This window comes from Lentzea sp. CA-135723, assembly GCF_050936595.1.
In the GTDB taxonomy this organism is placed as follows: Bacteria; Actinomycetota; Actinomycetes; order Mycobacteriales; family Pseudonocardiaceae; genus Lentzea.
In genome coordinates this window covers 1212088-1235670 of the sequence record NZ_JBNJMK010000002.1, presented here as the reverse complement: position 1 = coordinate 1235670, position 23583 = coordinate 1212088, and the positions used below count along the sequence as shown (strand labels likewise).

24 protein-coding genes are annotated in these 23583 nt (G+C 70.4%); 8 read left to right on the top strand and 16 right to left on the bottom strand.

Annotated features, from left to right (window positions below; translation table 11 throughout):
• Window positions 1-13: 13 nt before the first annotated feature.
• A complete protein-coding gene (locus ACQEU1_RS41695; RefSeq protein WP_433215189.1) occupies window positions 14-1048 on the bottom strand; it encodes a carbohydrate kinase family protein in 1035 nt (344 codons plus the stop codon).
• Window positions 1049-1097: 49 nt separating this feature from the next.
• Between ACQEU1_RS41695 and ACQEU1_RS41690 the strand changes: the two genes are divergently transcribed.
• A complete protein-coding gene (locus tag ACQEU1_RS41690) occupies window positions 1098-1289 on the top strand; it encodes a hypothetical protein (RefSeq protein ID WP_433215186.1) in 192 nt (63 codons plus the stop codon).
• A gap of 108 nt (window positions 1290-1397) precedes the next feature.
• A complete protein-coding gene (locus ACQEU1_RS41685) occupies window positions 1398-2081 on the top strand; it encodes an alpha/beta fold hydrolase (protein ID WP_433215183.1) in 684 nt (227 codons plus the stop codon).
• On the opposite strand, the gene shbA is transcribed toward ACQEU1_RS41685, so the two are convergent.
• The 5 genes from shbA to ACQEU1_RS41660 form a co-directional block, all read right to left on the bottom strand.
• The gene (gene shbA / locus ACQEU1_RS41680; protein ID WP_433217062.1) at window positions 2044-2649 is read right to left on the bottom strand and encodes an RNA polymerase sigma factor ShbA; all 606 of its coding nucleotides are present in this window, start codon (window positions 2647-2649) and stop codon (window positions 2044-2046) included. The two genes, ACQEU1_RS41685 and shbA, sit on opposite strands and share 38 nt — an antisense overlap.
• Before the next feature lie 239 nt (window positions 2650-2888).
• Window positions 2889-4115, bottom strand: a complete 1227-nt coding sequence (locus tag ACQEU1_RS41675) for a class I SAM-dependent methyltransferase (RefSeq protein ID WP_433215180.1) — start codon at window positions 4113-4115, stop codon at window positions 2889-2891.
• Window positions 4112-4792 carry a DUF1365 domain-containing protein gene (locus ACQEU1_RS41670; protein ID WP_433215177.1) on the bottom strand — a complete coding sequence of 227 codons (681 nt, stop codon included), beginning with the start codon at window positions 4790-4792 and terminating at the stop codon, window positions 4112-4114. Before ACQEU1_RS41670 ends, ACQEU1_RS41675 begins: the two co-directional genes overlap by 4 nt.
• Window positions 4789-6027, bottom strand: a complete 1239-nt coding sequence (locus ACQEU1_RS41665; protein ID WP_433215174.1) for an NAD(P)/FAD-dependent oxidoreductase — start codon at window positions 6025-6027, stop codon at window positions 4789-4791. The genes ACQEU1_RS41670 and ACQEU1_RS41665 overlap by 4 nt, the downstream gene beginning before the upstream one ends.
• Window positions 6020-6658 carry an alpha/beta hydrolase gene (locus ACQEU1_RS41660; RefSeq protein WP_433215171.1) on the bottom strand — a complete coding sequence of 213 codons (639 nt, stop codon included), beginning with the start codon at window positions 6656-6658 and terminating at the stop codon, window positions 6020-6022. Before ACQEU1_RS41660 ends, ACQEU1_RS41665 begins: the two co-directional genes overlap by 8 nt.
• A 123-nt stretch (window positions 6659-6781) precedes the next feature.
• Between ACQEU1_RS41660 and ACQEU1_RS41655 the strand changes: the two genes are divergently transcribed.
• Window positions 6782-7606 carry an alpha/beta fold hydrolase gene (locus ACQEU1_RS41655; protein WP_433215168.1) on the top strand — a complete coding sequence of 275 codons (825 nt, stop codon included), beginning with the start codon at window positions 6782-6784 and terminating at the stop codon, window positions 7604-7606.
• A 10-nt stretch (window positions 7607-7616) separates the two neighbouring features.
• Window positions 7617-8192, top strand: coding sequence for a nucleotidyltransferase family protein (locus ACQEU1_RS41650; protein WP_433215165.1), 576 nt, complete (start codon window positions 7617-7619; stop codon window positions 8190-8192).
• On the opposite strand, the gene ACQEU1_RS41645 is transcribed toward ACQEU1_RS41650, so the two are convergent.
• A complete protein-coding gene (locus ACQEU1_RS41645; RefSeq protein ID WP_433215162.1) occupies window positions 8167-8775 on the bottom strand; it encodes a C39 family peptidase in 609 nt (202 codons plus the stop codon). The two genes, ACQEU1_RS41650 and ACQEU1_RS41645, sit on opposite strands and share 26 nt — an antisense overlap.
• A gap of 226 nt (window positions 8776-9001) precedes the next feature.
• Here ACQEU1_RS41645 and ACQEU1_RS41640 point away from each other — a divergent pair, with 226 nt between their 5' ends.
• Complete coding sequence (locus ACQEU1_RS41640) at window positions 9002-9949, top strand: hypothetical protein (RefSeq protein ID WP_433215159.1); 948 nt, start codon at window positions 9002-9004, stop codon at window positions 9947-9949.
• Between the two features lie 278 nt (window positions 9950-10227).
• Here ACQEU1_RS41640 and ACQEU1_RS41635 read toward each other — a convergent pair whose 3' ends face one another.
• Window positions 10228-12426 (bottom strand): GH92 family glycosyl hydrolase, encoded by a 2199-nt coding sequence (locus tag ACQEU1_RS41635; protein ID WP_433215156.1) that lies wholly within the window; start codon window positions 12424-12426, stop codon window positions 10228-10230.
• Window positions 12427-12588: 162 nt separating this feature from the next.
• A complete protein-coding gene (locus ACQEU1_RS41630; RefSeq protein WP_433215153.1) occupies window positions 12589-12795 on the bottom strand; it encodes a hypothetical protein in 207 nt (68 codons plus the stop codon).
• Window positions 12796-12865: 70 nt separating this feature from the next.
• On the opposite strand from ACQEU1_RS41630, the gene ACQEU1_RS41625 reads away from it, so the two are divergent.
• Window positions 12866-13606 (top strand): SIS domain-containing protein, encoded by a 741-nt coding sequence (locus ACQEU1_RS41625; RefSeq protein WP_433215150.1) that lies wholly within the window; start codon window positions 12866-12868, stop codon window positions 13604-13606.
• Window positions 13607-13698: 92 nt separating this feature from the next.
• Window positions 13699-15261: a penicillin-binding transpeptidase domain-containing protein gene (locus ACQEU1_RS41620; RefSeq protein ID WP_433215148.1), complete on the top strand. Its 1563-nt coding sequence runs from the start codon at window positions 13699-13701 to the stop codon at window positions 15259-15261.
• 1107 nt (window positions 15262-16368) lie between these two features.
• Here the strand turns inward: ACQEU1_RS41620 and ACQEU1_RS41615 are convergent.
• The 4 genes from ACQEU1_RS41615 to ACQEU1_RS41600 all read right to left on the bottom strand — a co-directional run bounded on the left by ACQEU1_RS41615 (window position 16369) and on the right by ACQEU1_RS41600 (window position 21231).
• Window positions 16369-18258, bottom strand: coding sequence for an ABC transporter ATP-binding protein (locus ACQEU1_RS41615; protein ID WP_433217059.1), 1890 nt, complete (start codon window positions 18256-18258; stop codon window positions 16369-16371).
• Between the two features lie 90 nt (window positions 18259-18348).
• A complete protein-coding gene (locus ACQEU1_RS41610) occupies window positions 18349-19161 on the bottom strand; it encodes an enoyl-CoA hydratase/isomerase family protein (RefSeq protein ID WP_433215145.1) in 813 nt (270 codons plus the stop codon).
• 57 nt (window positions 19162-19218) lie between these two features.
• Window positions 19219-19428: a helix-turn-helix domain-containing protein gene (locus ACQEU1_RS41605; protein WP_030473247.1), complete on the bottom strand. Its 210-nt coding sequence runs from the start codon at window positions 19426-19428 to the stop codon at window positions 19219-19221.
• A gap of 174 nt (window positions 19429-19602) precedes the next feature.
• Window positions 19603-21231: an ABC-F family ATP-binding cassette domain-containing protein gene (locus ACQEU1_RS41600; protein ID WP_433215140.1), complete on the bottom strand. Its 1629-nt coding sequence runs from the start codon at window positions 21229-21231 to the stop codon at window positions 19603-19605.
• Between the two features lie 146 nt (window positions 21232-21377).
• Between ACQEU1_RS41600 and ACQEU1_RS41595 the strand changes: the two genes are divergently transcribed.
• A complete protein-coding gene (locus ACQEU1_RS41595) occupies window positions 21378-22142 on the top strand; it encodes an SDR family oxidoreductase (RefSeq protein ID WP_433215137.1) in 765 nt (254 codons plus the stop codon).
• 68 nt (window positions 22143-22210) lie between these two features.
• Here ACQEU1_RS41595 and ACQEU1_RS41590 read toward each other — a convergent pair whose 3' ends face one another.
• The 3 genes from ACQEU1_RS41590 to ACQEU1_RS41580 are packed head-to-tail and all read right to left on the bottom strand — an operon-like array spanning window position 22211 to window position 23575.
• Window positions 22211-22690 carry a hypothetical protein gene (locus ACQEU1_RS41590; RefSeq protein WP_433215134.1) on the bottom strand — a complete coding sequence of 160 codons (480 nt, stop codon included), beginning with the start codon at window positions 22688-22690 and terminating at the stop codon, window positions 22211-22213.
• Window positions 22690-23193, bottom strand: a complete 504-nt coding sequence (locus tag ACQEU1_RS41585) for a SigE family RNA polymerase sigma factor (RefSeq protein WP_285632890.1) — start codon at window positions 23191-23193, stop codon at window positions 22690-22692. The genes ACQEU1_RS41590 and ACQEU1_RS41585 overlap by 1 nt, the downstream gene beginning before the upstream one ends.
• A gap of 10 nt (window positions 23194-23203) precedes the next feature.
• Window positions 23204-23575 carry a hypothetical protein gene (locus ACQEU1_RS41580; RefSeq protein ID WP_433217110.1) on the bottom strand — a complete coding sequence of 124 codons (372 nt, stop codon included), beginning with the start codon at window positions 23573-23575 and terminating at the stop codon, window positions 23204-23206.
• Window positions 23576-23583: the final 8 nt, after the last annotated feature.

Here is a 23583-nt window from a genome sequence, read left to right as displayed (position 1 = left end):
GACTGTTTTCAACCTACCGGAGTAGCCGCAGACCGATCGTCGGACTGGCCCTCCGCACCTCGACGCCCGTGTGATCGGGCAGCAGGTCGTCGAGGAACCCGTACCGCGACAGCTCTTCGTCCGGCCGCCTGCTCACCGTTCGCCACCACACGGCGATGTCTCCCCAGCCGGGGGCCGACAGGGAACCCCCGAAGTGCTGCACGGACAGCGCGGCGCACAGGTTCGCGAACCGCACCCGGTGTTCGAGCGGCCACCCGGCCAGAGTGCCCATCACGAACCCGGCGCCAAACACGTCACCGGCGCCGGTCGCGTCGAGCGGGGCGACGTTGAGGCCCGGCACGTCCACGCATTCGCCGGTCGCGCTGTCGACGGCGACCGCTCCTCCGCCTCCGCGTGTGACGACCACCACGGGCACGTGCTCGGCGAGCCGGCGCGCGGCGGCCTCCGGGGTGTCGGTGCGGGTGTAGCCCTGCGCCTCGACGTGGTTCGGGAGGAACACGTCATATCCGTCGAGCCGGCGGAGCAGTTCCGGCGACCACGCGCCGGTGCGGTCCCAGCCGATGTCGGCGAAGAGCTTCGCACCGTTCTTCTTGGCCGTGCGCACCCATTGTTCGTCTTCTGCCTGAATGTGCACAAAACACGCTTTGGCCGACGGCGGCGGCGCGAAGAGGTCATCGGCCGCGACGGGTGCCTTGTGCCCGTGCGTGACCATGCTGCGGTCGTGCTCCATCGCCATGCTGACCGTCACGGGCGAATGCCACCCGTAGAAGCGGCGGCAGTAGGAGAGGTCGACGCCCTCCTGGTCCGCGAGCACGTCCCAGCAGAAGTCGCCGTACGCGTCCTCCCCGAACGCGGCCGCGAGGGCCGTCCTCAGCTCGAGCCTGCGCAACGCCACGGCGAGGTTCGCGATGCCGCCGGGGCACGACCCGAGCCCCTCCGACCACACCTCGGTGCCGGGGGCCGGCGGGCGGGGCAGGCCGGTGAAGATGATGTCGAGGAACACGGTGCCGGTCAGCAGCACGTCGAAGGCGGTGTCCTGATCAGCCATGGGTAAACCTTGCCACCCGCGGACCGTGATCATGCGTTGGAAACGGCGCATGGGGGTCTCACTCGGGAAAAACGCGCAATTCCAGCTGCTCCGGGCAGGCGCCGTCTCGCAGCTCGGGACGACCACCACGTCCGCCATGCCGCTGCTGGTCGTCGCACTGACCGGCTCGTACCTGCTGCCGGGCGTGATCGCGGGCGCACGTGCCGCCGCACTGCTGACGCTGATGCCGGCGGGCGTGTGAGTGGACCGCTGGGGACCTGCCAGTCGGTATCGATTCCGAGCCCTGCTGCTTCCGTTCAGCGGAAGCCCTCGCTTGGCCACGACGCGACCGGGAGCGTCCACTGAGGACATGTCCGAACGCCCCGCAATCCTGCTGGTCCACGGCGCCTGGCACGGCTCCTGGTGCTGGGAACCGCTGCGCACCCTCCTCGAATCCGACGGCCGGCGAGTCGACGCGGTCGACCTGCCCAGCGTGGCGCCGGAAAGCGCGCCCAGGCACGGCATGCACGACGACGCCGCAGCGATCCGGAACGCGATCAGCGGTCCGACGGTGATCGTCGCCCACTCCTACGGCGGCATCCCGGCGACCCAGGCGACCCACCCCGACGTCCGGCACATCGTCTACGTGGCCGCGTTCATGCCGGACGTGAACGACTCGCTCATGAAGATGGTCGGCGGCACCCCGCCGCCGTGGTGGGACATGAGAGAAGACGTCATCCACGCGAAAACGCCGGAGACGGTCTTCTTCAACGGCGTCGAGAACCCGCCGGCGGACAGGCTCCACCCGCAGAGCAAGCAGGCGTTCCTGGAAGAGGTGACCGAGGCGGCCTGGCACACCACCCCGAGCACCTACGTCATCGCGACCGCCGACAACGCCATCCCGCCGGCCGCCCAGGAGGCGATGGCTCGGCGGGCGACCGCGAAGGCGAGTCTTGATGCAGGACACTCCCCGTTCCTGTCCTGCCCGCAAGACCTCGCCGCGATCATCCAGGCGGTCAGCCCTCCTCGGCGATCATCTCCCGCATCCGGTTGAGCGCCCGGTGCTGCGCCACCCGCACGGCACCGGGGGTGGACGCGACGGCCAGCGCGACCTCCTCGGCGGACAGGCCGACGGCCACCCGCAGCACGAGGATCTCGCGCTGGCGGGACGGCAGCTTGTGCAGCAGGCGCGTGACCTGGGCCAGCATCTCGCCGTTGACCGCGTGCTGCTCGGGGCCGTCGTCGAGCGACGGGCAGTCCGGGAGCTCCGGCACGACCTCGGCGCGGTTGCGGACGGCGCGACGGCGAGCGTCGGCCACCTTGTGCGCGGCGATGCCGTAGACGAACGCCAGGAACGAACCCGGCTCGTAGCGGTACTTCGAGAGTGCGCCGAGGACGGCCACGCAGACCTCCTGCGCGATGTCCTCGGCCGACACCAGCGTGCGCTCGCGGCCGCCGACGCGGGCGCGGCAGTAGCGCACGATCAGCGGCTGGATGCGACCGAGCAGGTGCTCGGTCGCCCGTCTGTCTCCGGCCAGGGCCGCGTCGACGAGGTCGGTGAACTCGGCCTCGGCCAGCCACTGGTTGGTGACCGGTGCCTGGTGCGGCACCCGACGGCGCATGGGCACGGTTGGCGAGTCGAAGACCGCAGTGTCCTCACTGACAGCAAGGACCGCGACACCGCCACCGGACCGCACGGCTGTGGGCATGACCATCCCGGCGACCTCCTCCACTACAGCGACACTAGGGGCTTCACTGAAGAAGAGACCGCAGCGAGCCGTTTGATACCGCCTGCTTCCAAGAGGACCACGAAGTCCAGTCGGGTGGGGTTACCAGCACCCTTTTGGGGCAGAAGGTGGTCCTAATGGCCCAGTCTTTCGGCCATGCCGAATTGCTGAACGCCCAGGTACCCGACCCGGAAACCGGCCTCCGAGTAGGCGAGGTAGAACTCCCACATCCGGCGGAACGTGTCGTCGAAGCCCAGGTCGCTGACCTCGTCCCAACGGGTGAGGAACTCCTCGCGCCAGCGCCGCAGGGTCTCGGCGTAGTCGAGGCCGAACGACCGCGACTCGACGATCTCGAGCCGGGTGTGGTCGCGCACCGACTCCTCGATCGACCGCACCGACGGGATGAGCCCGCCGGGGAAGATGTACTTGTGGATCCAGGTGTAGCTGGCCTTGCTCGCGATCATGCGGTCGTGCGGCATGGTGATCGCCTGGAGGCCGACGCGGCCGCCGGGGGCGAGCACGCGGTCGAGCATCGAGAAGTACTCGGGCCAGTACTCGGCACCGACCGCCTCGATCATCTCGACGCTGACGACGGCGTCGTACCGGCCGTGCTCCTCGCGGTAGTCGCGCAGCTCGACCGTCACCCGATCGTGGAGACCCGCGTCCCTCACCCGGTCCAGCGCCAGCTTCCGCTGCTCGGCGGAGATGGTCAGCGACGTGACGGTGGCACCCCGCTGGGCGGCCCGGATCGCGAGCGCACCCCAGCCGGTGCCGATCTCCAGCACTCGGGAGCCGTCGCGGACTCCGGCGTAGTCGAGCACACCGTCGATCTTGCGCAGCTGGGCCGTGCGCAGGTCCACGTCCGAGCCTTCGAAGAGCGCTGACGAGTACGTCATCGTCTCGTCGAGGAACACCCCGAACAGCTCGTTCGACAGGTCGTAGTGCCGGTGGATGTTCTGCCGGGAGCCCGCGACGTCGTTGACCTCGGTCTGCCGCCGCTCCGCCCACCGCCGCATCCGCTGCAGGCCGGGCGGGATGAGGGTGGAGAGCCGGGCCGCGAACGCCGCGAGCACGCCCGCGAGGTCCTCGGCGTCCCAGTCGCCCACCATGTACGCCTCACCGAAGCCGATCTTGGCGTCGGCGCCGAGCCGGTGGAAGAACGCCGCGGGCCGCACCAGCCGCATGACCGGACCGCCCGCGCCCCACCGGCGGCCGTCCGGCAGCTCGACGGTCACGGGCAGCGAGCGCACGGCGTTGCGGAACAACGACTCGGCGATCCGCGCGCGCAGGGGTGAGCGCGGCGCGGTGAAGAGCCCTGGCCAGATGCCCTGGCCGGGACGGGGCAGGGACAACGTGCTCATCCATCACTCCTGGGGATGATCGGGACTCGCCTCAGGTAGAGCGCGATTCCGTGGCGGCGGATCAACGCTGACACGCGCTGGGGCATGAGCGGCCGTCTGAAGAGCATCCGCAGACCCGAACTGCGTTCGCCCTTCATCGTCGCGCTGAAGGTGGTCTTCCCGTTCTGCCGCAACGCGATGGTCACGGACAGCTGGGTTCCCGGTTTGGGCATCTTCATCACGTAGTGGCCGTCGACCTGCAGGAACGGCGACACGTAGAACTCCTTGTCCACCGACGCACGGCCGTGTTCGTCGGTGCGCAGCAGATAGCAATGCCGTCCGCCGTACGTGTTGTGCACTTCCGCGACCACACACACGAGCTCACCGGACGCGTCATGGCACCAGTACACGGACAGCGGGTTGAAGACGTAACCGAGCACACGGGCGTTGGCGAGCATCAGGACCTGCCCGCCGCCGAGGTCGATGTCGCGCTCGGCCAGCCACTCGTCGAGGTTCTCGCGGATGGTCCGGTCCGGCGACCCGAGGTGGTCGCGGGCTTCGAACTTCGCGAACGGCCGCGCCCACCACGGCAGGCTCGGCAACCCGTCCAGGTCCACCAGCCACATGTACGCGCGGTGGCTGAACGACCGGTCGATCAGCTCGCGGCGCTGGTGGGTGATGAGTACGTCGTAGATCACCAGTCGACCCCGAAGTGCCGGGCCGCGCGCACGCCGGACGCGCAGCCGTCCTCGTGGAAGCCCCACCCGTGGTACGCGCCGGCGTAGGCGGTCGTGCCGGTGTTGATCTCGGGCAGGCGTCGTTGCGCCGCAACGGAGTCCGGCGTGTAGATCGGGTGCTCGTAGACCATCTTCGCGAGCACGCGGTCCGGGTTCACGTCGTGCGGGTTGAGCGTGACGACGAAGTCGCGCGAGCCGCCGAGCCGCATCAGCCGGTTCATGTGGTAGCTGACGAGCACCTGGTCGCTCGCCTCGCGGCAGGCCCGCTTGTAGAGGTTCCACGACGCCCGCGCGCCGGCCGTGCGCGGCAGGATGGAGGCGTCGGTGTGCAGCCACGTCTCGTTGCGCGAGTACTGGAACGCGCCGAGCACCTCCTTCTCCTCGCGCGTCGGGTCGGCGAGCAGCCCGAGTGCCTGGTCCGGGTGCGTGGCGATGACGACGTGGTCCGCCGTGTGCAGGACGTTGTTCTCGTCGCGGATCTCGACGCCACGGCCGTTGCGCGTCACGGCTCGCACGGGCGTGCCGACGTGCACGGCGTTAAGGCCCTGCACAGCGCGTTCGACGTACGTGCGCGAGCCGCCGACGACGGTCTTCCACTGCGGCGTGCCGCCGATGGCGAGCATTCCGTGGTTCGCGAGGAACTCGAACAGGTACCACGCCGGGTACTTCATGCTCAGCGCCGCGCCGGACGACCACACGGCGCTGACCAGCGGAATGATGAAGTGGTCGACGAAGTAGCGGGAGTAGCCGCCGATCGCGAGGAACGCCCCGAGCGTGACGTCGTGCGCCTCCTCGTGGTCGAGGACGCGCTGGGCGTGCTTGTAGAACCGGGTGACCTCGGCGAGCATCCGCAGGTAGCGGCCGTTGGTCAGGTTGCCGGTCCGCGCGAACAGCCCCGGCAGCTTCTTCGCGCCCGCGTACTCCAGCCCGCAGCCGTCGCACCGCACGCTCATCGACATCTCGGAGTCCTGAGTGGACACGCCGAGCTCGCGGAAGAGCCGCAGCAGGTTCGGGTACGTGCGTTCGTTGTGGACGATGAACCCGGAGTCGACGGCGACACCGTCGATGTCGTGCGTGTGCGCGTGCCCGCCGAGCCGGTCGTCGGCCTCGAACAGCGTCACGTCGTGCCTGCGTTGCAACACGTATGCGGCCGTGAGCCCGGCAACCCCTGCTCCGATGACGGCGACCTCAGCCACGCGAGCCTCCCAACGGCACGTCGAGGCCCCGCGGCGAGGCCTCCCGCATGGCATTCGCGATGTCGGGCGCCACCGGTTCGAGCCCCAGCTCACCGTGGACGAAAGCTACGACCAGACGCGTCCAGTCCCTGGCCCGTTTGAGCATCGCGTGCCCGTCACCGACGACGCTGAACCGCGCCACCCGGTCCGTGACGGTCTTGGCCTGCCGCGCGAAGTCGAGCGACTTGGCCGGGTCCGTCATCCGCTCCTGGTCGCCGTGCGCGATCAACAGCGCCTTGCCCCTCAACTGCTCGTACGGCTCGCCGGGCACCAACCACGGCGCTAGCGCGCACACCGCGACCACGCTCGGATGGCCGGCCACGCGCAGTGCGGTCCGTCCGCCCATGGAGTGCCCCACGAGCACTACGGGCACGCCGGGGTGCAGTTCGCTGATCCGGTCGAGCGCCCACCGCGCGTCCTTGACGGGGTCGAGGCTCGGCGCGTTCCAGCCGCGCACCCGGTAGCGCAGGGTCCACACCTCGACTCCGGGCGCGCGCAACGCCCTGGCCAGCGGCACCATCCTCAGGTAGGCGAGGTTGTGCCGCCGGACGGGTTCCAGGCCGTGTTCGCGGCCACCGTGCAGCACGAGCACGACTGCATTCGTACCGCCCCGCGGTTTCGCGACGTCTACATGCGGATGCACACTTGATGTTCGGGAGGCCACGCCCTTCGGCTCGGCCGTTGAGAGCCAGCTCACACCAGTAGTGTCGGGCCTGTGATCGAGCACATCAGCATCGAGACCGAGGCAGGCTCCTTCGACGCCATCGCGTCCGGCCCGGAGGACGGCCGCCCGGTGCTGCTGCTGCACGGGTTCCCCGAGGCCGCGCTCGAGTGGGAGCACCAGGTCGCGGTGCTCGGCGTGAACGGCTTCCGCGCTATCGCCCCCGACCAGCGCGGCTACTCCCCCGGCGTGCGCCCGGAGCAGGTGTCGGAGTACTCGGTGACGCACCTGGTCGGCGACGTGCTCGCGATGGCCGACGCGCTGGGCTGGACCACGTTCGACCTGGTCGGGCACGACTGGGGCGGCGCCGTCGCGTGGTGGACCGCGATCGAGCACCCCGAGCGGCTGCGCACGCTGACCGTGTTCTCGACGCCGCACCCCGGCGCGTTGAGGACCGCCCTGCAGACCGACGAGGAGCAGGCGATGCGGTCGCAGTACATGCGCGACTGGCGGGAGCGCAGCACCGAGAAGCGCATGCTCGACAACAACGCGCACGCCCTCAAGCAGATGTTCGAGTGGCGGGTCCGGCCCTCGCACGTGGAGGAGTACGTGCAGCGGCTGTCCGAACCGGGCGCGCTGACGGCGGCGCTGAACTGGTACCGCGCCGGGCGGCCGGACGGCGCCGCGGACAAGATCAGCGTGAAGACGATGTACGTGTGGAGCACCGAGGACGTGGCGTTCGGGTCGGTCGCGGCGTTCGAGACCGAGAAGTGGTGCACCGGGCCGTACCGGTTCGAGATGGTCGAGGACGTGAGCCACTGGATCCCCGAGGAGATCCCGGAGGCGGCTTCCTCCCTGATCTTGGAGAACCTCAACTAGATTCAGCTCCATGCGCGTGGCCGGTCTGCTGCTCGCCGCGGGGGCCGGCCGCCGGTTCGGCACTCCGAAGGCGCTCGTGTCGTTGCACGGCAAGCTCTTCGTGGACTCGGCCGCCGGCCTGCTGAGAGCGGCCGGCTGCGACCCGGTCGTCGTCGTGCTCGGCGCGCAGGCCGCTGACGTGCGCGAACGTGCCGAGCTGTCCGGTGTGACCGTGGTCGACAACCCTGACTGGTCCAGCGGCATGGGCTCGTCGTTGCGCACCGGCCTGCGTGCCGTCGGCCTGGCGGACGCGGTGCTCGTGCTGCCCGTGGACACACCGGGCGTGACGGTCGAGGCGCTGCACCGGTTGACGGCGCTCGCCGAACCGAAGGCGCTCGCCCGTGCCACTTATGACGGCGAGATCGGGCATCCGGTGCTGATCGGCTCGGACCACTTCGCGGGCGTGATGGCGTCGGCGGCGGGCGACCAGGGCGCGCGGGACTACCTGAAAGCCCACACCGTCCGCCTCGTCGAGTGCGCTGACGTGGCGGACGGCGTGGACGTCGATCGGCCTCAGGACCTCACGCGACATACCGGCGGAGCTTGATGCCCGACGACACGCCGGACGCGCTCAGCCAGTGCAGCGCGCCGCCGGCGTAGGCGGGGTCGGCGACGGCGAACTCGTTGCCGCCCGCGCGGTAGCCGACGATCGTGGCGTAGTGGCCGCCGGAGTAGCTGCGGCCGTTGAGGCGGATGACGTTGATGACGACGGCGTGGCCGCGGTTCGCGTTGTAGACGACGTCGGCCTTGAGCTTCGTGAGCAGCTGCGAGTCGGACGTCCACTGCTTGACCTGGTAGTAGGTCGAGCCGGTGTAGTGGTCGAGCGCGTTCTCGAGGTTCTTGATGTTGGGCAGGCCGTCGGTCGTGACCTTCATGAACGACGCCAGCGTCGACTGCTCGACGTACTTGCCGCGCGCCGTCAGCGCGATGCGGGCGGCGGCCGCGGAACACCAGTAGCCGGTCTTCTGCACCTGGAACTGGTGCGGCAGCACGCCTTCGCCCTGGACGCCGAGCTCGGCGGCGGCCGGGATGACGGTCTCGCCGGGCGCGGCGAACGCGACGGGCGCGGTCAGGATGGTCATGGCGACACCGGCGGCCGCGACGGCCCCGGTGAACTTCGCGAGCTTCATCAGTGCGATCCCCTCAGTGGTGGCGCCGTCCCCTTGCCCGGCGCTCGGCACGAAGCTTGGCGGTCGGGTTCGCCGGGTCGCCACCACATTCGGCCGGACCCGAATAAGCCAGGTAGAACGGGTTCTGCGCGCGCAAGGACCCACGCAGAGTGGGCGATATGCACCATTCGGATGAGTCGTCTCGAATCCGGTACAGGTCCCGGGTCGCTGTGCCACTCTGCTTGCCGTGCTGCGTGTCCACTTCACGGCGGAGGACCTGGCGAGGGTGCGCGTCGCCGCCGGCCCCGACCCGATGTGGGAGATCCTGCTGAGCCTGCACGTGCTGCGGCAGCGGTCGGCCACGCCCGTGTTCGGCACGTGGCGGGCGGCCGTCAAGGCCACCCTGCCCGACGACACCCGCTGGCTGATGCAGCTCGCGCCCCCGGTCGGATACTCCCCCGACTTCCTCACGCCCACGGCGGGCGCGTGCGCGGTCGACGCGGGCATCGACGCCGTGCTGTCCACCCCGGTCGAGTCGCTGCGAGCGGACCTGGGCCAGCTGGACAGCCCACGCCCAGACCCGCGCACCCACCTGCTGGCCGACGGCGACGTGGCCGCTCTGGACTCGCTCGGCGAGGCGTTGCGCGCCTACCACCGGCACGCGCTCGCCCCGATCTGGGACGAGGTGCGCGCCGTCGTCGACGCGGACCGCGCGGTGCGGGCCAGGTCCTTTCTGGACAGCGGCTGCGAGGGCATGCTCGCCGGCCTGCACCCGACGATCTCGTGGTCGCCGCCGGTGCTGTCGATCGAGTCCCGCTTCCCTCATCGGGACGTGTGGTTGCGCGGCCAGGGCCTGGTCCTCGTGCCGTCGTACTTCTGCTGGGAACGGCCGATCATGCTGCGCGACCAGAGCCGCACGCCGGTGCTCGTCTACCCGATCGCCCGCGACCTGCACGTGACGAGCGCGGGCAAGCGGTCGTTGGAGGCGTTGCTCGGCCGGACCCGTGCCGCCGCGCTGGAGGTGATCGCGGGCGGGTGCACGACGTCGGAACTGGCGCGGCGGCTGGGGATCTCGGCCGCGTCGGCCAGTGCCCACGCCTCGGTGCTGCGGGACGCGGGACTGGCCGTGGCCCAACGCCACCGCAACTCGGTGCTGCACACGGCGTCGGCGTTGGGGGTCTCGCTGCTCGCTTAGGCGGGCGCGGGTTCGGTTCCGTTGGTGTTCGCGTTCCAGCGGGGTTGGTCGCGTTCTGGGGTTGGATTGCGGTTGCGAGGGTGCTCGCGCGGGTCCTGCCGAAGCGCGTGGGTGGCGATGGGTGGCACCGCTGACCGGAGTGGAATCAGCCCGTACGGGCTCGCTCCGCTTCGCCACGCCAGGACTCGTAGGTGGCTGGCTTTGCGTTGACGGCTATCCGGTTGAGTGCGCGCGCCGGGCCTAGACGGTGGTCAGCTTGCGTTGACGACTGCGGTTGATCAGGCGGGCGGGGCGTTCTTCGGGTCGCTGCCCCACGCCTTGTTCGGCTCCGCGCCCATCCGCATCGTCAGCGTGCCGCCGGACATCACCTCGTCGTGCGTGATCCACGCCCGGTCGAGCCCGCGGCCGTTGAGCTGCGCGGACTGCACGTAGATGCCGTCACCTTCGCGCTTGATGGTGAAGGTGCGGTTGCGCGACGTGCGGAAGGCAGTGGAGGAGAAGATCGGGCTGCCGAGGACGTAGACGCCGGACACCGGTGACACGGGGTAGAAACCGGCCGCCGCGAACACGTACCAGGCCGACATCTGGCCGCAGTCGTCGTTGCCCGCCAGGCCGTTCGGGCCGGTGCGGTAGGCGTTGTCGCACACGTAGCGCGACCACTTCTGGGTCAGCCACGGGGCGCCGGCGTAGGTGAACATGAACGGCATCTGGTGCACGGGTTCGTTGGAGTGGTTGTAGTTCTCGTTCCACTTCATCATCTGCTCGGGCGGGGTGCGCTCGAAGATGCCGTTGAGGCGGTCGATGAACTTCTGCCGCCCGCCCGCCAGTTCGATGAGGCCGGGGACGTCGTGCGGGACGAACCAGCCCTGCTGTTCGGGGTTGCTCTCGATGCAGCCGGAGTTCGCGTCCATCCACGAGCCGTCGGCGTTGCGGCCGCGGAACCAGCCCACGTCGTGGTTGAAGACGTTGCGGTAGTTCTTGGCGGTGGCGCGGAGCTTCGCGGCGTCGTCGCGGTGGCCGAGCTTCTCGGCCATGCGGGCCAGCGCGAAGTCGGAGTAGGAGTTCTCGACGGTGGTGGAGAGGCTGGTCTCGACCGCGTAGCCGAGCTTGTGCCAGTTGGCGAAGTCGTTGCGGTTGGAGCGTTCCGCCGGGCCCAGTGCCACGTCGCGGCACATCTTGTAGGCGGCCTCGGCGTCGAAGCCCTTGATGCCCTTGGTCACGGCCTCCGCGATGACGTTGACGGCCGGGTCGCCGAGCATCGTGTTCGTGTCGATGCCCAGCAGTTCCCACTTGGCGAGGCCTCGGACTGCGCCGGTGCGGGTGAGCTCCATCAGGGTGTTGATCTGGTCGCTGACGACCTGGTCGTCGATGATGGACAGCAGGGGGAACTCGGAGCGGAAGACGTCCCAGCCGCTGAAGATGGTGCGGCGGCCGTACCGGTCACCCGAGTTGACGTCGCTGACCACCCTCGGGTCGATCATGGTGTGGTAGAGCGCGGTGGCGAAGATCGTGCGCTGGTCCGCGGTGCCGCCGGTGACGCTGACCTTCGCGATCGCGTCGGCCCACTTCTTCCTCGCGGCGCGGGCCGTGCCGTCGAAGTCCCAGCCGGAGATCTCGCGTTCGCGGTTGGCCCGCGCGCCGTCGACCGAGCTGAACGAGATGCCCGACTTCACCAGGACCTGCTGGCCCGCGCGCACCGGCAGCTCCACGAAGAAGCCGGAGTCGGTGGCGACGGTCGTCCACTCGCGGACGTCGTTGTCGACCCGGTCGCCCTCCCACACGCCGAGCGTGCGGATCGGCTGCTGGAACTGCAGCGAGAAGTGCACGGTGTAGTAGGGGCCGTTGCCGCAGATCCAGCCGCCGCCGAGCCGGTCGCAGCGCATCCAGCCCTCGACGGTGTGCGCGTCGACCTGCTTCAGGTGCTGCGCGACCGAGTGCGTGCCGTCGAAGCCGACCCGCCGCGACAGGTCGACCTTGATCCGTCCCGTGCCGGCGTCCTGGAACGTGAACCGCAGGATGCCCGCGCGGGCGGCGGCCGTGAGCTCGGCCCGCACGCGGTAGCGGTCGAGCGTGACGGCGTAGTAGCCCGCCCGCGCGACCTCGGACGACTTGGCGAACGGGCTCTTGGCCGCGTCCCGACCCGTGACCAGCGGGCCCGTCTGCGGCATGACCTGGAGGTTGCCGAGGTCGCCGTAGCAGCCGACGCCGCCCATGTGCGTGAAGCTGAACCCCTCGATGGTCGTCATGTCCGCGGAGTAACCGCTGCCGTTGTCCCCGCCGCTCACGGTGTCGGGGCCCAGTTGGACCATGCCGAACGGCGTGACCGGACCGGGGAACGTCTTGCCGCACGCGGTGTCCGCGCCGGTCGTCACCGCCCCGATCATCGGGTCGATCTCGTCCACGGCCTCCGGCGCCGCCGCGTGCGCCCGCGTTCCCGAAAGTGCGCCCACGGCTACCGCGGCAGCCGCCGTACCCACGATGAATCCCCGTCGACCAACAGCTTCGACCACTGGTGTGTCCCCTTCGACTCGCAGCGCCCGCCTGCCAAACTCGTCCGGGGCGCGCGTCGAAGTCAAGCCAAGACATCGGATGTGTCTGGCAACCTGTCCATCGTTGTCATAAACCGGACCGGACCGGTCCTAGGGCCGGGCGTGGACCGCCGCACGCGCGCAGCCGACCGCGACGACGAGCAGTGCGAGCGCCAGCCACACGGGCCACAGCTCGGAGTAGGTGATCGCCAGCGCGATGTTCGTGGCGCCCGCCGCCGTGAACACGGCGACCAGCACCACCCAGAAGTAGAAGTGTCGTCTGATCCAACCCACCCCCGTCCGCACAAGTCCCGTCATCGCGCGTATCGAGCTTTGTGGTGCTCGGGTTACTGGTGAGGTCATCTGCAATCCGGTACTACTGACCCGCATGACGACCGACACCGTGACCGGGTCCGACTACGGCAACCTCGTGCGCACGCACCTGACGCGCGTCGAGCAGCACAACGCGGCCGCTCTCGACGACGTGGCCGAGCTCGTGCTGGCCGCCGTCCAGGCCGACGGCATCCTCCTCACCGCGGGCGCGGGGCACTCGCTCGCGGCGGTCGCCGAGACCTTCTACCGCGCGGGCGGCCTCGCCTGCGTCCGCCCGATCTACCACCCCGAACTGCTGCCGATGCACGGCGCGATCAGCAGCACGTCCGCCGAACGCCGGTCGGGGCTGGCCGCCGAGGTGCTCGGCGAGTCCGGGATCGCACCGCACGACGTGCTGTTCGTCTTCTCGACCTCGGGCGTGAACTACTACCCCGTCGAGCTGGCACAGGAGGCCGCGAGCAAGGGCTGCCCGGTCGTCGCCGTGACGTCGGTGGCGTCGAGCGCGCAGGCCCCGCGCCGCGCCGGGGTGACGCTGGCCGAGGTCGCGACGGTCGTGCTGGACAACCTGGTGCCGCCGGGCGACTCCACCTACCCGGTCGAGGCGCCGGTGACGGCGGCGATCTCCACTGTCGCGACGACGTTCCTGTGGAACCTGCTGATGGTGCGCCTGCACGACAAGGCGGCCGAGTCGGGTGTGCGGCTGCCGTTGTGGCGCAGCGCGAACGTGGAGGGCGGCGACGCGGCCAACGCCGACATGCTCCGCCACTACCAGACCCGCGTCCCGCAGCTCGGATAGGTAGCGCGGATAGGTAGAAATCCTCAGTCGCCTGTCAGCTGTTCGCCGTTAGTCTCCCACCGGGGAAGCACTCACCTGGGGGATTTGAAACGGTGGAACAGAAGACTCGCAGATGGATCCTGATCAGCGGCGCGCTCACCACGACGGCCATCGTCGTCGTGGGGGGCGTGTTCCTGTGGTCGGGCAGCAGGAACGTCGTCGTCGCTGACGACCTGCCCACGAAGACGGCCGAGACGCCCGCGCAGGTGGCGTCGTCGTTCCTGACCAGGGCGATCTCGGGACCGGCCAGCGCCGCGGTGTTCACCGACGCGCCGGAGGCCGCGACCAAGGCGCTGGAGGCGACCGCGACCGGCATGGCCCAGTCGGGGTTCCGGGCCAGCGTCGCCGCGGGCGCACCGCCGCCCGCCGACGCCACCACGACCGAGCTCACCGCGTCGGTCAGCTGGTCGCTGCCGAGCGCGACGCCGCTGGCGTACGACGTGAAGATCCCGATGGTCCGCGTCGAAGGCGCCTGGAAGGTCCACTGGGTGCCGTCGATCGTGCACCCGCAGCTGACCGAGGGCGCGTCCCTGACCTACCGCAAGGCGATCGCGGAGGGCGCGCTGCTCGGCAGGGACGGCAGCCCGTTGACGCAGGGCACGATCCCGGACGGCCTGTACAAGACGATCACCGGCACGGTCGGCGACGTGGCGGGTGTCGACGGCTGGGAGGCCGGCATCACCGCCGGCGGCACGTTCACCAGGCTGGCCGGCAAGGACCCGCAGGCCGGTCAGAAGATCACCGTCACCATCGACGCGCGCAGGCAGGCGGCGGCCCAGGCCGCGGTGGACGCGGTGCCGCAGGGCGCGGCGATCGTCGCGATCCAGCCGTCGACCGGCGAGATCCTGGCCGTGGCGCAGAACAAGACGCTCTCGGGCACCAACCCGTTCGTCGGCCGGTACGCTCCCGGCTCGACGATGAAGATCATCACAGCGGCGGCGGCGATGAACGCGGGCCTGGTGCAGTCCGGCACCGCCGTGCCGTGCCCGGCCAAGGCGACCATCGGCACCCGCACGATCAGCAACGCGGGCTTCGGGCACGACAGCCTGCCGTTCCACACGGCGTTCGCGTTGTCCTGCAACACGACGTTCGGCGAGCTGGGGTCGAAGCTGCCGCCGAACGCCCTGCCGGACATGGCGAAGCGGTTCGGCCTCGGTGCCGACTGGACGATCCCCGGCGCGGAGACGAACACCGGCAAGGTGCCCGCCGCGACCGGTGACCAGCAGGTGGAGAACAGCTTCGGGCAGGGCAACGTGATGGCGAGCCCGTTCGGCATGGCCGTGGTCGCCGCGACCGTCGCGTCCGGCCGTGCACCGACGCCGACGTTGATGCGCGGCAAGCCGACCGAGGCGAACGACGTGGCGGCCGGTCCGCCCGCCGGCGTGCTGGCGCCGTTGCGGGCGATGATGCGCGAGGTCGTGACGTCCGGGACCGCGAAGCAGCTGGCCGGGATCCCCGGCCTCGCGGGCAAGACCGGCACCGCGGAGGCGGGCGGCGGTGACGAGCACGGCTGGTTCGTGGGCTACCAGAACGACGTCGCGTTCGCCGTGCTCGTCGAGAAGGGCGGGTCGTCGGCGAGCGCGCAGAACGCGGCGGCGGCGTTCCTCAAGGGCTGAGCTCCCTGGGGACGAGCAGGCCGCGGTGGAACGCTTCGGTGACCGCCGCGGCCCGGTCGCTGAACCAGGCGCGTTTGCGCCGAACCGGCGGGCGCCGCAGCAGCATGCCCCAACAGGACCAACCCGCCGGCAACCGCCGCACCAGCACGGGCGAACAGCGCCCTGCGACTCACTCGCCGCCCGCCCTCGCCCACATCGCCTGGCCCCGCACCCGACCACACGCCCGCCGACCGCCGACCGCCGACCGCCGACCGCCGACCGCCCGGAATGTGTCCACGCCACCGGGTCCCGCCCAACCGCGCGCTCGCTTGCCGCCCCCGCGTCACGACCACCACGCAGTCCCGCACCAGCCGCGCGCTCGCCAGCCTCCTGCGGACCTCCCACGCCACCTGGCTCTGCACCGCCCGCCACCCTTGGGCCGTCCACGCCGCCCGATCGCTCACTGCCCGCAAGCCCGCCACCCTCGACGCGCACACTCGCCGCGCCCGCGGCACCCACGCGCGCACTCCGGCCGCCCCAGGACCACCCACACCACCCGGCCCTGAACCGCCCGCGAGCCCGCCGGCCGCATCCGGACAACCGACGCCGTCCGGCCCCGCACCGCCCGACAGCCCGCCCGCCGCCCCCAGGCCGCCCACACCGTCCGGCCGCTCACTGCCCGCAAGCCCGCCACCCTCGACGCGCACACCTGCTGTGCCCGCGACGCCCACGCGCACGCCAGCCGCCCCCGGACCGCCCACACCACCCGGCCCCGCACCACCCGCGAGCCCGCCGACCGCATCCGGACAACCGACGCCGACCGGCCCCGCACCGCCCAACAGCCCGCCGGCCACCCCCTGGCCGCCCGCGCCGTCTCGTTCCACCGCGCCCGCGAGCCCGCCACCTTCGGCGCGCCCAGCTGCTGCGCCCACTGCGCCCGGTCCCGCACCCTCGGCGCGCGCCTGGCGTATCCGCGCCGACCCCGGAGTTGTCCATGCCGATCCCTTCCGCCTTGGTGTTTCCACCGTGGCGGACCTGGACCCGCGCTCCATCAGCCGATCACCCGGCCACCCGGCTGAGGCCCCGCCCAGCCGATCGGCTGGGTCGCCTCCACCGCTGGCCGCGGGATCAGGTCGGTTGCGTCGCCTCCATCCGCTCGCTGAACTTCGGCGTCGGCAGCACTCCTACGACCGGGGGCTCGGCGAACTGGGTGTTGTAGAGATCCGCGTAGCGGCCCTCGGCCGTCATCAGTTCGGTGTGCGTGCCTCGTTCCACGATCTCGCCGTGTTCGAGCACCAGGATCTGGTCGGCCGACCTGATGGTCGAGAGGCGGTGTGCGATCACCAGGGAGGTGCGGCCCTGCAGCGCCTCGGTCAGGGCTTCCTGGACCGCCGCCTCGGACTCCGAGTCGAGGTGCGCGGTGGCCTCGTCGAGGATGACGACGCGCGGCTTGGCCAGCAGCAGGCGGGCGATGGTGAGGCGTTGGCGTTCACCGCCGGAGAGGCGGTAGCCGCGTTCGCCCACGACCGTGTCGAGCTGGTCCGGCAGGGAGGCGACGAGGTCCAGCAGGCGGGCTCGGCGCAGCGAGTCCCACAGTTCGTCGTCGGTCGCTCCAGGAGAGGCGTACTCGAGGTTGGCGCGGATCGTGTCGTGGAACAGGTGGCCGTCCTGGGTGACCACGCCGACCGAGGAGCGCAGGGCGTCGAACGTCAGGTCTCGTACGTCCACACCGGACAGTCGCACCACGCCCGAGTCGACGTCGTACAGGCGGGGCACCAGCGAGGCGAGCGTCGACTTGCCGGCGCCGGACGAGCCCACCAGCGCCACCAGCGAACCCGCCGCGGCCGTGAAGCTGATGCCGTGCAGCACTTCCTCGCCGCCGCGAGTGTCCAAAGTGGCCACCGACTCCAGCGATGCGAGGGACACCTTGTCCGCGGACGGGTAGCCGAAGCGGACGTCCGAGAACTCCACCGACACCGGCCCGTCCGGCATCGGGCGGGCGTCCGGGCTCTCCTTGATCATCGGGTCCAGGTCGAGCACCTCGAAGACGCGCTCGAACGACACCATCGCCGTCATCAGGTCGACGCGGGCGTTCGCCAACGCCGTCAACGGCGCGTACAGGCGCGTCAGCAGCAGCGCCAGCGACACCACGGCACCCGCGGCCAGGTGGCCGGTCAGGGCGAGGTAGCCGCCGAGGCCGTAGACCAGCGCCTGCGCCAGCGCCGACACCAGGGTCAGGCCCGTCATGAACCAGCGGGTGGCCATCGCGGTGCGGATGCCGATGTCGCGCACCTTCGCGGCCTTGTCCGAGAACTCCCGCTCCTCGCGGTCGGGACGGCCGAAGAGCTTCACCAGCGTCGCACCCGGCGCGGAGAAGCGCTCGGTCGACTGCGTGACCATCGACGCGTTCAACGAAGAGGCCTCGCGCTGCATGTCGGCCATCCGGCGCCCCATCCGCTTGGCGGGCAGCACGAAGACGGGCAACAGCACCAAGGCCAACGCCGTGACCTGCCACGACAACGTGAACATGACGCCCAGCGACAGCGCCAGCTGGATGATGTTCGTGACGAAGCCCGACAACGTCGACGTGAACGCACGCTGCGCGCCGATCACGTCGTTGTTCAACCGCGAAACCAAAGCACCCGTGCGGGTGCGCGTGAAGAACGCAACGGGCATCTTCTGCACATGACCGAACACGGCACGACGCAGGTCGTAGATCAGACCCTCACCGATGCGCGTCGACTGCCAACGCTCGACCACCCCTAAACCGGCGTCCACCACCGCGATCACAGCGATCGCCACCGCCAGCCACACCACGACCGAAGGCGCCGAACCGCCGACGATCGCGTCGACCACCCGGCCGGCGAGCAGCGGCGTCGACACCGCCAGAACCGACGACACCACCGTCAGCAGCAGGAAGAAGAAGAGCTTCGCCCGGTGCGGCCGGGCGAAGGCCAGCACGCGACGGAAAGTCCCCCGGCGCACCTTGTCAGGCGCGTCCGAGGTGACCCCCATCATGAATCGCCAGGAGCTGTAACCGTCCACGCTGTCTAGAACAGCACAGCGGTCTGACAATTCCTTCGCGCGGAGCTAGCGGACGAACACAGTTCAGCTTTGAGCGGACAAAGCCGCGAAAGACTGCAGCCGGCGCAGCTGGGCGGCACGCTCCACCGCGAGCTGTTCGGCGGCGGAAACCCCGGAGGCAGCGGACGCGATCAGCGCCAGCGTCTCCGAAACCGCTCCAGCGGCAGGCGCGACGACGGCAGCCACCAGTGCGTCCACCGCCGCGTCCAGCTCAGATGAAGGCACGACGGAGTTCGCGAGGCCGATCCGCAGCGACTCCTCCGCCGGCACCCGCCGGGAGGTCACGCAGATCTCGGCCGCGCGCGAATACCCCACGAGTCGCACCAGCGGCAGCGTGCCACCGAGATCCGGCACCAGACCCAGCCCGGTCTCGGCCATGCAGAACTGCGCGTCCTCGGCGAGCACGCGGAAGTCGCACGCCAGCGCCAACTGGAAGCCCGCACCGATGGCGTGCCCGTGCACCGCGGCGATCGTCACGCGTGCCGGGTCGCGCAGCCAGGAGAACCCGGCCTGGTACGACGCGATCCGCTCGTCCGCCTCGGAGGGGGACAGCGCGAGGATCGCACCGAGACCACCGGGTTCGCCGTCGACGGGCTCACCGGTGAACATGCGCCGGTCCAGCCCCGCCGAGAAGGCGCGGCCGGATCCCCGGACGACCACGACGCGGACGTCCGGGTCCAGCTGTTCGCCGATGTGCCGCAACGCCTGCCACGTGGCGGGCGTCTGCGCGTTGAGCACGTCGGGACGATCGAGCGTGATGGTCGCGCGCGGCCCGGAGATCGCGAGCCGAACGCCACCGCGCTCGAGCACACCAGCGTCGATTGATGGCACTGGCATGAGTTACCTCCGGCGAACTAGAGACTAGTTACCGGAGAGTAGCAGTCTGAGTTGTGGCTACTTCTTCTTCGTGCGGGTGGCGCCACCGCGACCGCGCAGCGTGACCCCGGATTCCGAAAGAACCCGGTGCACGAAGCCGTAGGAACGCCCGGTGCTCTCGGCCAAAGCCCGGATGCTCGCGCCCTTTTCGTACTTCTTCTTCAGGTCAGCGGCCAGCTTGTCCCGCGTGGCGCCGGTGATCCGGGCACCCTTCTTCAGGTCAGCCACCTTGTCCCGCCTTCCGTACGAGCAGGTGGGCCGTTTGACGGCCCCTGTCGTCGCAATGATCGAACAGGAACCGGCAGAACGCCAGGTGATCAAGCAAAGAGATCGCCGAACGGTCGATTCGATCACACTGAGTTGATCATAGAACGCGCTCGGTAGTCCTTTGACGGGTGGAGATCACGCCAGCTGGACGAGTTCGAGGTAGTCCTCGGACCAGTGGTCCTCCGTGCCGTCGGGCAGCAGGATGACCCGCTCGGGCTCCAGCGCCTCGACCGCGCCGGGGTCGTGCGTCACCAGCACGACAGCGCCCTCGTAGCGCCGCAACGCGTCCAGAACCTGCTCGCGCGAGGCCGGGTCGAGGTTGTTCGTCGGCTCGTCGAGCAGCAGCACGTTCGCCGCCGACGACACCAGACCGGCGAGCGCCAGTCGCGTCTTCTCGCCACCGGACAACGTGCCAGCGGGCTGGTCGAGCTGCTCGCCGCTGAAGAGGAACGTGCCGAGCAACGAGCGCAGCTTCTGCTCCTGCTCGTCCGGCGCCATGTGGCGGATGTTCTCCCACACCGACGCGTTGTGGTCGAGCGTCTCGTGCTCCTGCGCGAAGTAGCCGATCTTCAGGCCGTGACCGGGCACGACCTTGCCGGCGTCCATCTTCTCGCTGCCGCCCAGCAACCGCAGCAGCGTCGTCTTGCCGGCGCCGTTGAAACCGAGGACGACGACCCTGGATCCCTTGTCGATGGCCAGGTCCACGCCGGTGAAGATCTCCAGCGAGCCGTAGGACTTGCTCAGACCCTCTGCCATCAAAGGGGTCTTGCCGCACGGCGCGGGCGCCGGGAAGCTGATCCGCGCGACCTTGTCGCTCTGGCGGATGTCGTCGAGGCCGTCGAGCAGCTTCTGCGCGCGCTTCGCCATGTTCTGCGCCGCAACGGCCTTGGTGGCCTTCGCGCCCATCTTGGCGGCCTGCGTCATCAGCGCGCCGGCCTTCTTCTCGGCGTTGGCGCGCTCACGGCGGCGGCGCTTCTCGTCCGTCGCACGGGCTTCGAGGTACTTCTTCCAGCCCAGGTTGTAGATGTCGACCTCACCGCGAATCGCGTCGAGGAACCACACCTTGTTCACGACGTCGTCGAGCAGCTCCACGTCGTGCGAGATCACGACGAGCCCGCCGTCGTGCGACTTGAGGAACCCGCGCAGCCACGTGATCGAGTCGGCGTCGAGGTGGTTCGTGGGCTCGTCGATCAGCAGGATCGTGCTGGACTTCGCGCCGACGCCCGCCTCGGAGGCGGCGAACAGGATGCGCGCCAGCTCGACACGGCGGCGCTGACCACCGGAGAGCGTGCTCAACGGCTGCGCCAGAACGCGGTCGGGCAGGCCGAGGTTCGAGCAGATGCGGGCGGCCTCGGACTCGGCGGCGTACCCGCCGAGCGCGGCGAACCGCTCCTCGAGCTTGCCGTACTTGGTGACGGCCTTGTCGAGCTCGTCGGGGTCGACCAGCTCCGACATCTTCGACTGGGCCTTCTCCATGTCGCGGAGCAGCTGGTCGAGGCCGCGCGCGGACAGCACGCGGTCCTTGGCGATGACGGACAGGTCGCCCTCGCGCGGGTCCTGCGGCAGGTAGCCGAGCGCGCCCTTGCGCATGATCGCGCCGGCGTACGGCTCGCCCTCACCGGCGAGGACGCGCAGCGAGGTGGTCTTGCCGGCACCGTTGCGGCCGACGAGGCCGATTCGGTCGCCGGGCTGAACGCGCAGGTTGGCGCCACTCACGAGAATGCGTGAGCCCGCGCGCAACTCCATGTCGGTTGCGGTGATCAAGAGAAACTCCGAGCAGTTGCGAAAAGCCGGGCATGACAAGGGATGGCACGTCCGGGTCGGCCTACTCCAGGAGGATCACGGAACTGATTCTACGGGATGGCGACCATCGAATTTCCCACCTGTGTCCGGACGCATAGATTGCGGCTATGAGCGAAGACTTCTCGGGCAGGGCCGCCCTGGTCACCGGCGCGTCCCGCGGCATCGGCCTCGGCATCGCGCACGAGCTCCTCACGCGAGGCGCGTCCGTCACGATCACCGGCCGCAAGGCGGACCAGCTCGAGGAGGCGGCCGCGAAGCTGCGCTCCGACACCGGCGGCCGTGTCCTCGCCGTGGTGGGCAACGCGGGCGATGAAGACGCACGCGCCGAGGCCGTCGCACGCACCGTGGAGGAGTTCGGCAGCCTCGACGTGCTCGTGAACAACACCGGCATCAACCCGCAATACGGCTTCCTGATGGAGGCGGACCTCAACGCGGTCCGGAAGATCTTCGACGTGAACGTGGTGGCCGCGCTCGGCTTCGTCCAGCTCGCGTGGAAGGCGTGGATGGCGGAGCACGGCGGCGCGGTCGTGAACGTGGTGTCGGTCGGCGGCATCCGCTCGACCGGCGTGATCGGCGCTTACGGCGCCTCGAAGGCCGCGCTGATCCGGCTGACCGAGGAGCTCGCCTGGCAGCTCGGCCCGAAGGTGCGGGTGAACGCCGTCGCGCCCGCCCTGGTGAAGACGAAGTTCGCCGAGGCGCTGTACGTGGGGCGTGAGGAGGAGGCGGTGCAGCAGTACCCGATGAAGCGGCTGGGCACACCGCAGGACGTCGCCTCGCTCGTGGCGTTCCTCTGCTCGGACGGGGCGTCGTGGATCACCGGCGAGACCGTGCGGGTGGACGGCGGGCTGCTGTCGACCGGCACGGCCGGCTGAGCGGCTCAGCGGCGGCCTCAGCCCGCAGCAAGGCCACGACCTGCCCGCCTCCCTGAACTCTCGCGACGTCAGCCCTGCGAGGCCGGAGGGGTGAGCGTCGTCGACTGGGGCACGTCCGGTCTCCGCGACGCCGACGTGGGCGGCTTGGTGACCGGCGCCGACGACGTCGTCGTGCTGGGCGGCGCGGACACGGGCGCCTTCACCTCGCTCGACCGCGGCGTGGTCGCCACCGGCGCGCTCGGGGGCGTCTCCACCGAACTGGACGGGGGCGTCACCGGAGGCGTGGTGGTGGTAGGCGCGGGCGGCACGGAGGTGACCGACGGCACGACGGCGGGCCCCACGGGTGCCGCGCCGGGCAGCACGGCGAGCGCCACCGCGACCACGCCGACGGTCGCGAGGGCGCTGCCGGCGACGGCGAGGGTGCGGCGGCGCCGGGTGCGCACGGCCTCGCCGCGCGAGATCAGGTCGGCCGCGGTGATGACACGCGGCGGAGCCTCTTCGTCGCGCAGGGCGGAGAAGGTCGCCCGCAGGTCGTCCTCGCGAACCATCACACCTCCAGCCTCAAGTGGTCGAATTCGGGGCCCAGCTCGCGCCGCAACGCCGCCAGGCCCTTGCTGCTCTGCGACTTCACCGTGCCCGTCGAGCACTTCAGCGCGGCCGCCGTGTCCTCGACGCTCAGATCGTGCCAAAAGCGCAGCACGAGGACAGCGCGCTGCCGTGCGGGGACGGCCGTGAGCGCCTGCCACACCACGAGCCTGTCCTCCGCCGCGATGGCGGAGGACAGGCCCTCTGGGGGTGCGTCAGTCAGCTTCTCCCTGCGCCAGCGCACTTTGCGGCGTTCCGCGAGGAACGTCCGCACGACGATCTGCCGCAGGTACGGTTCGAGCCCCGACCGGTCCGCGAGCTTGGGACCTGCCAGGTACAGCTTCAAGAACGCCGACTGCATGACGTCCTCCGCCTCGTGCCAGTTGCCGCACAGCAGGAACGCCGTGAAGCGCATCGAGTCGGCGCACCGGTCGAAGCAGTCGGTGAACTCGGCCTCCCAGTTCAGCGGGGACTCCTCACCCGGCGGGCGTCGTCGCGACGGGCGCGCTCGTCGGGGGCCGGGTGGCCCAGGTGGTCGAGACCGGCGGCTTGGTGGCGGGCGACGTCTCGATCGGCGGCGTCGTCGCGGGCCGCGACGAGGTCGGGGTCGGAGCCGTCCAGGTGGTCGGCGTCTTGGTCGGGGCCGAGGTCGGCGGCGTGGTCTCGACGGGCGTCTTGGTCGCCGTGGACACCGGCGGCGTGACCGGGACGGAGGTGGGCGGCTGCGGAGCGGACGTCGTGGGCTGGGGCGGGGTGGTCTCGCCACCGCTCAGCGCGAGAGCCGGCACCGCGATGCCGATGGCACCCAGCGCGACCGCTCCGGCCACGATCACCATTCGTTTGCGCACTTGAACAG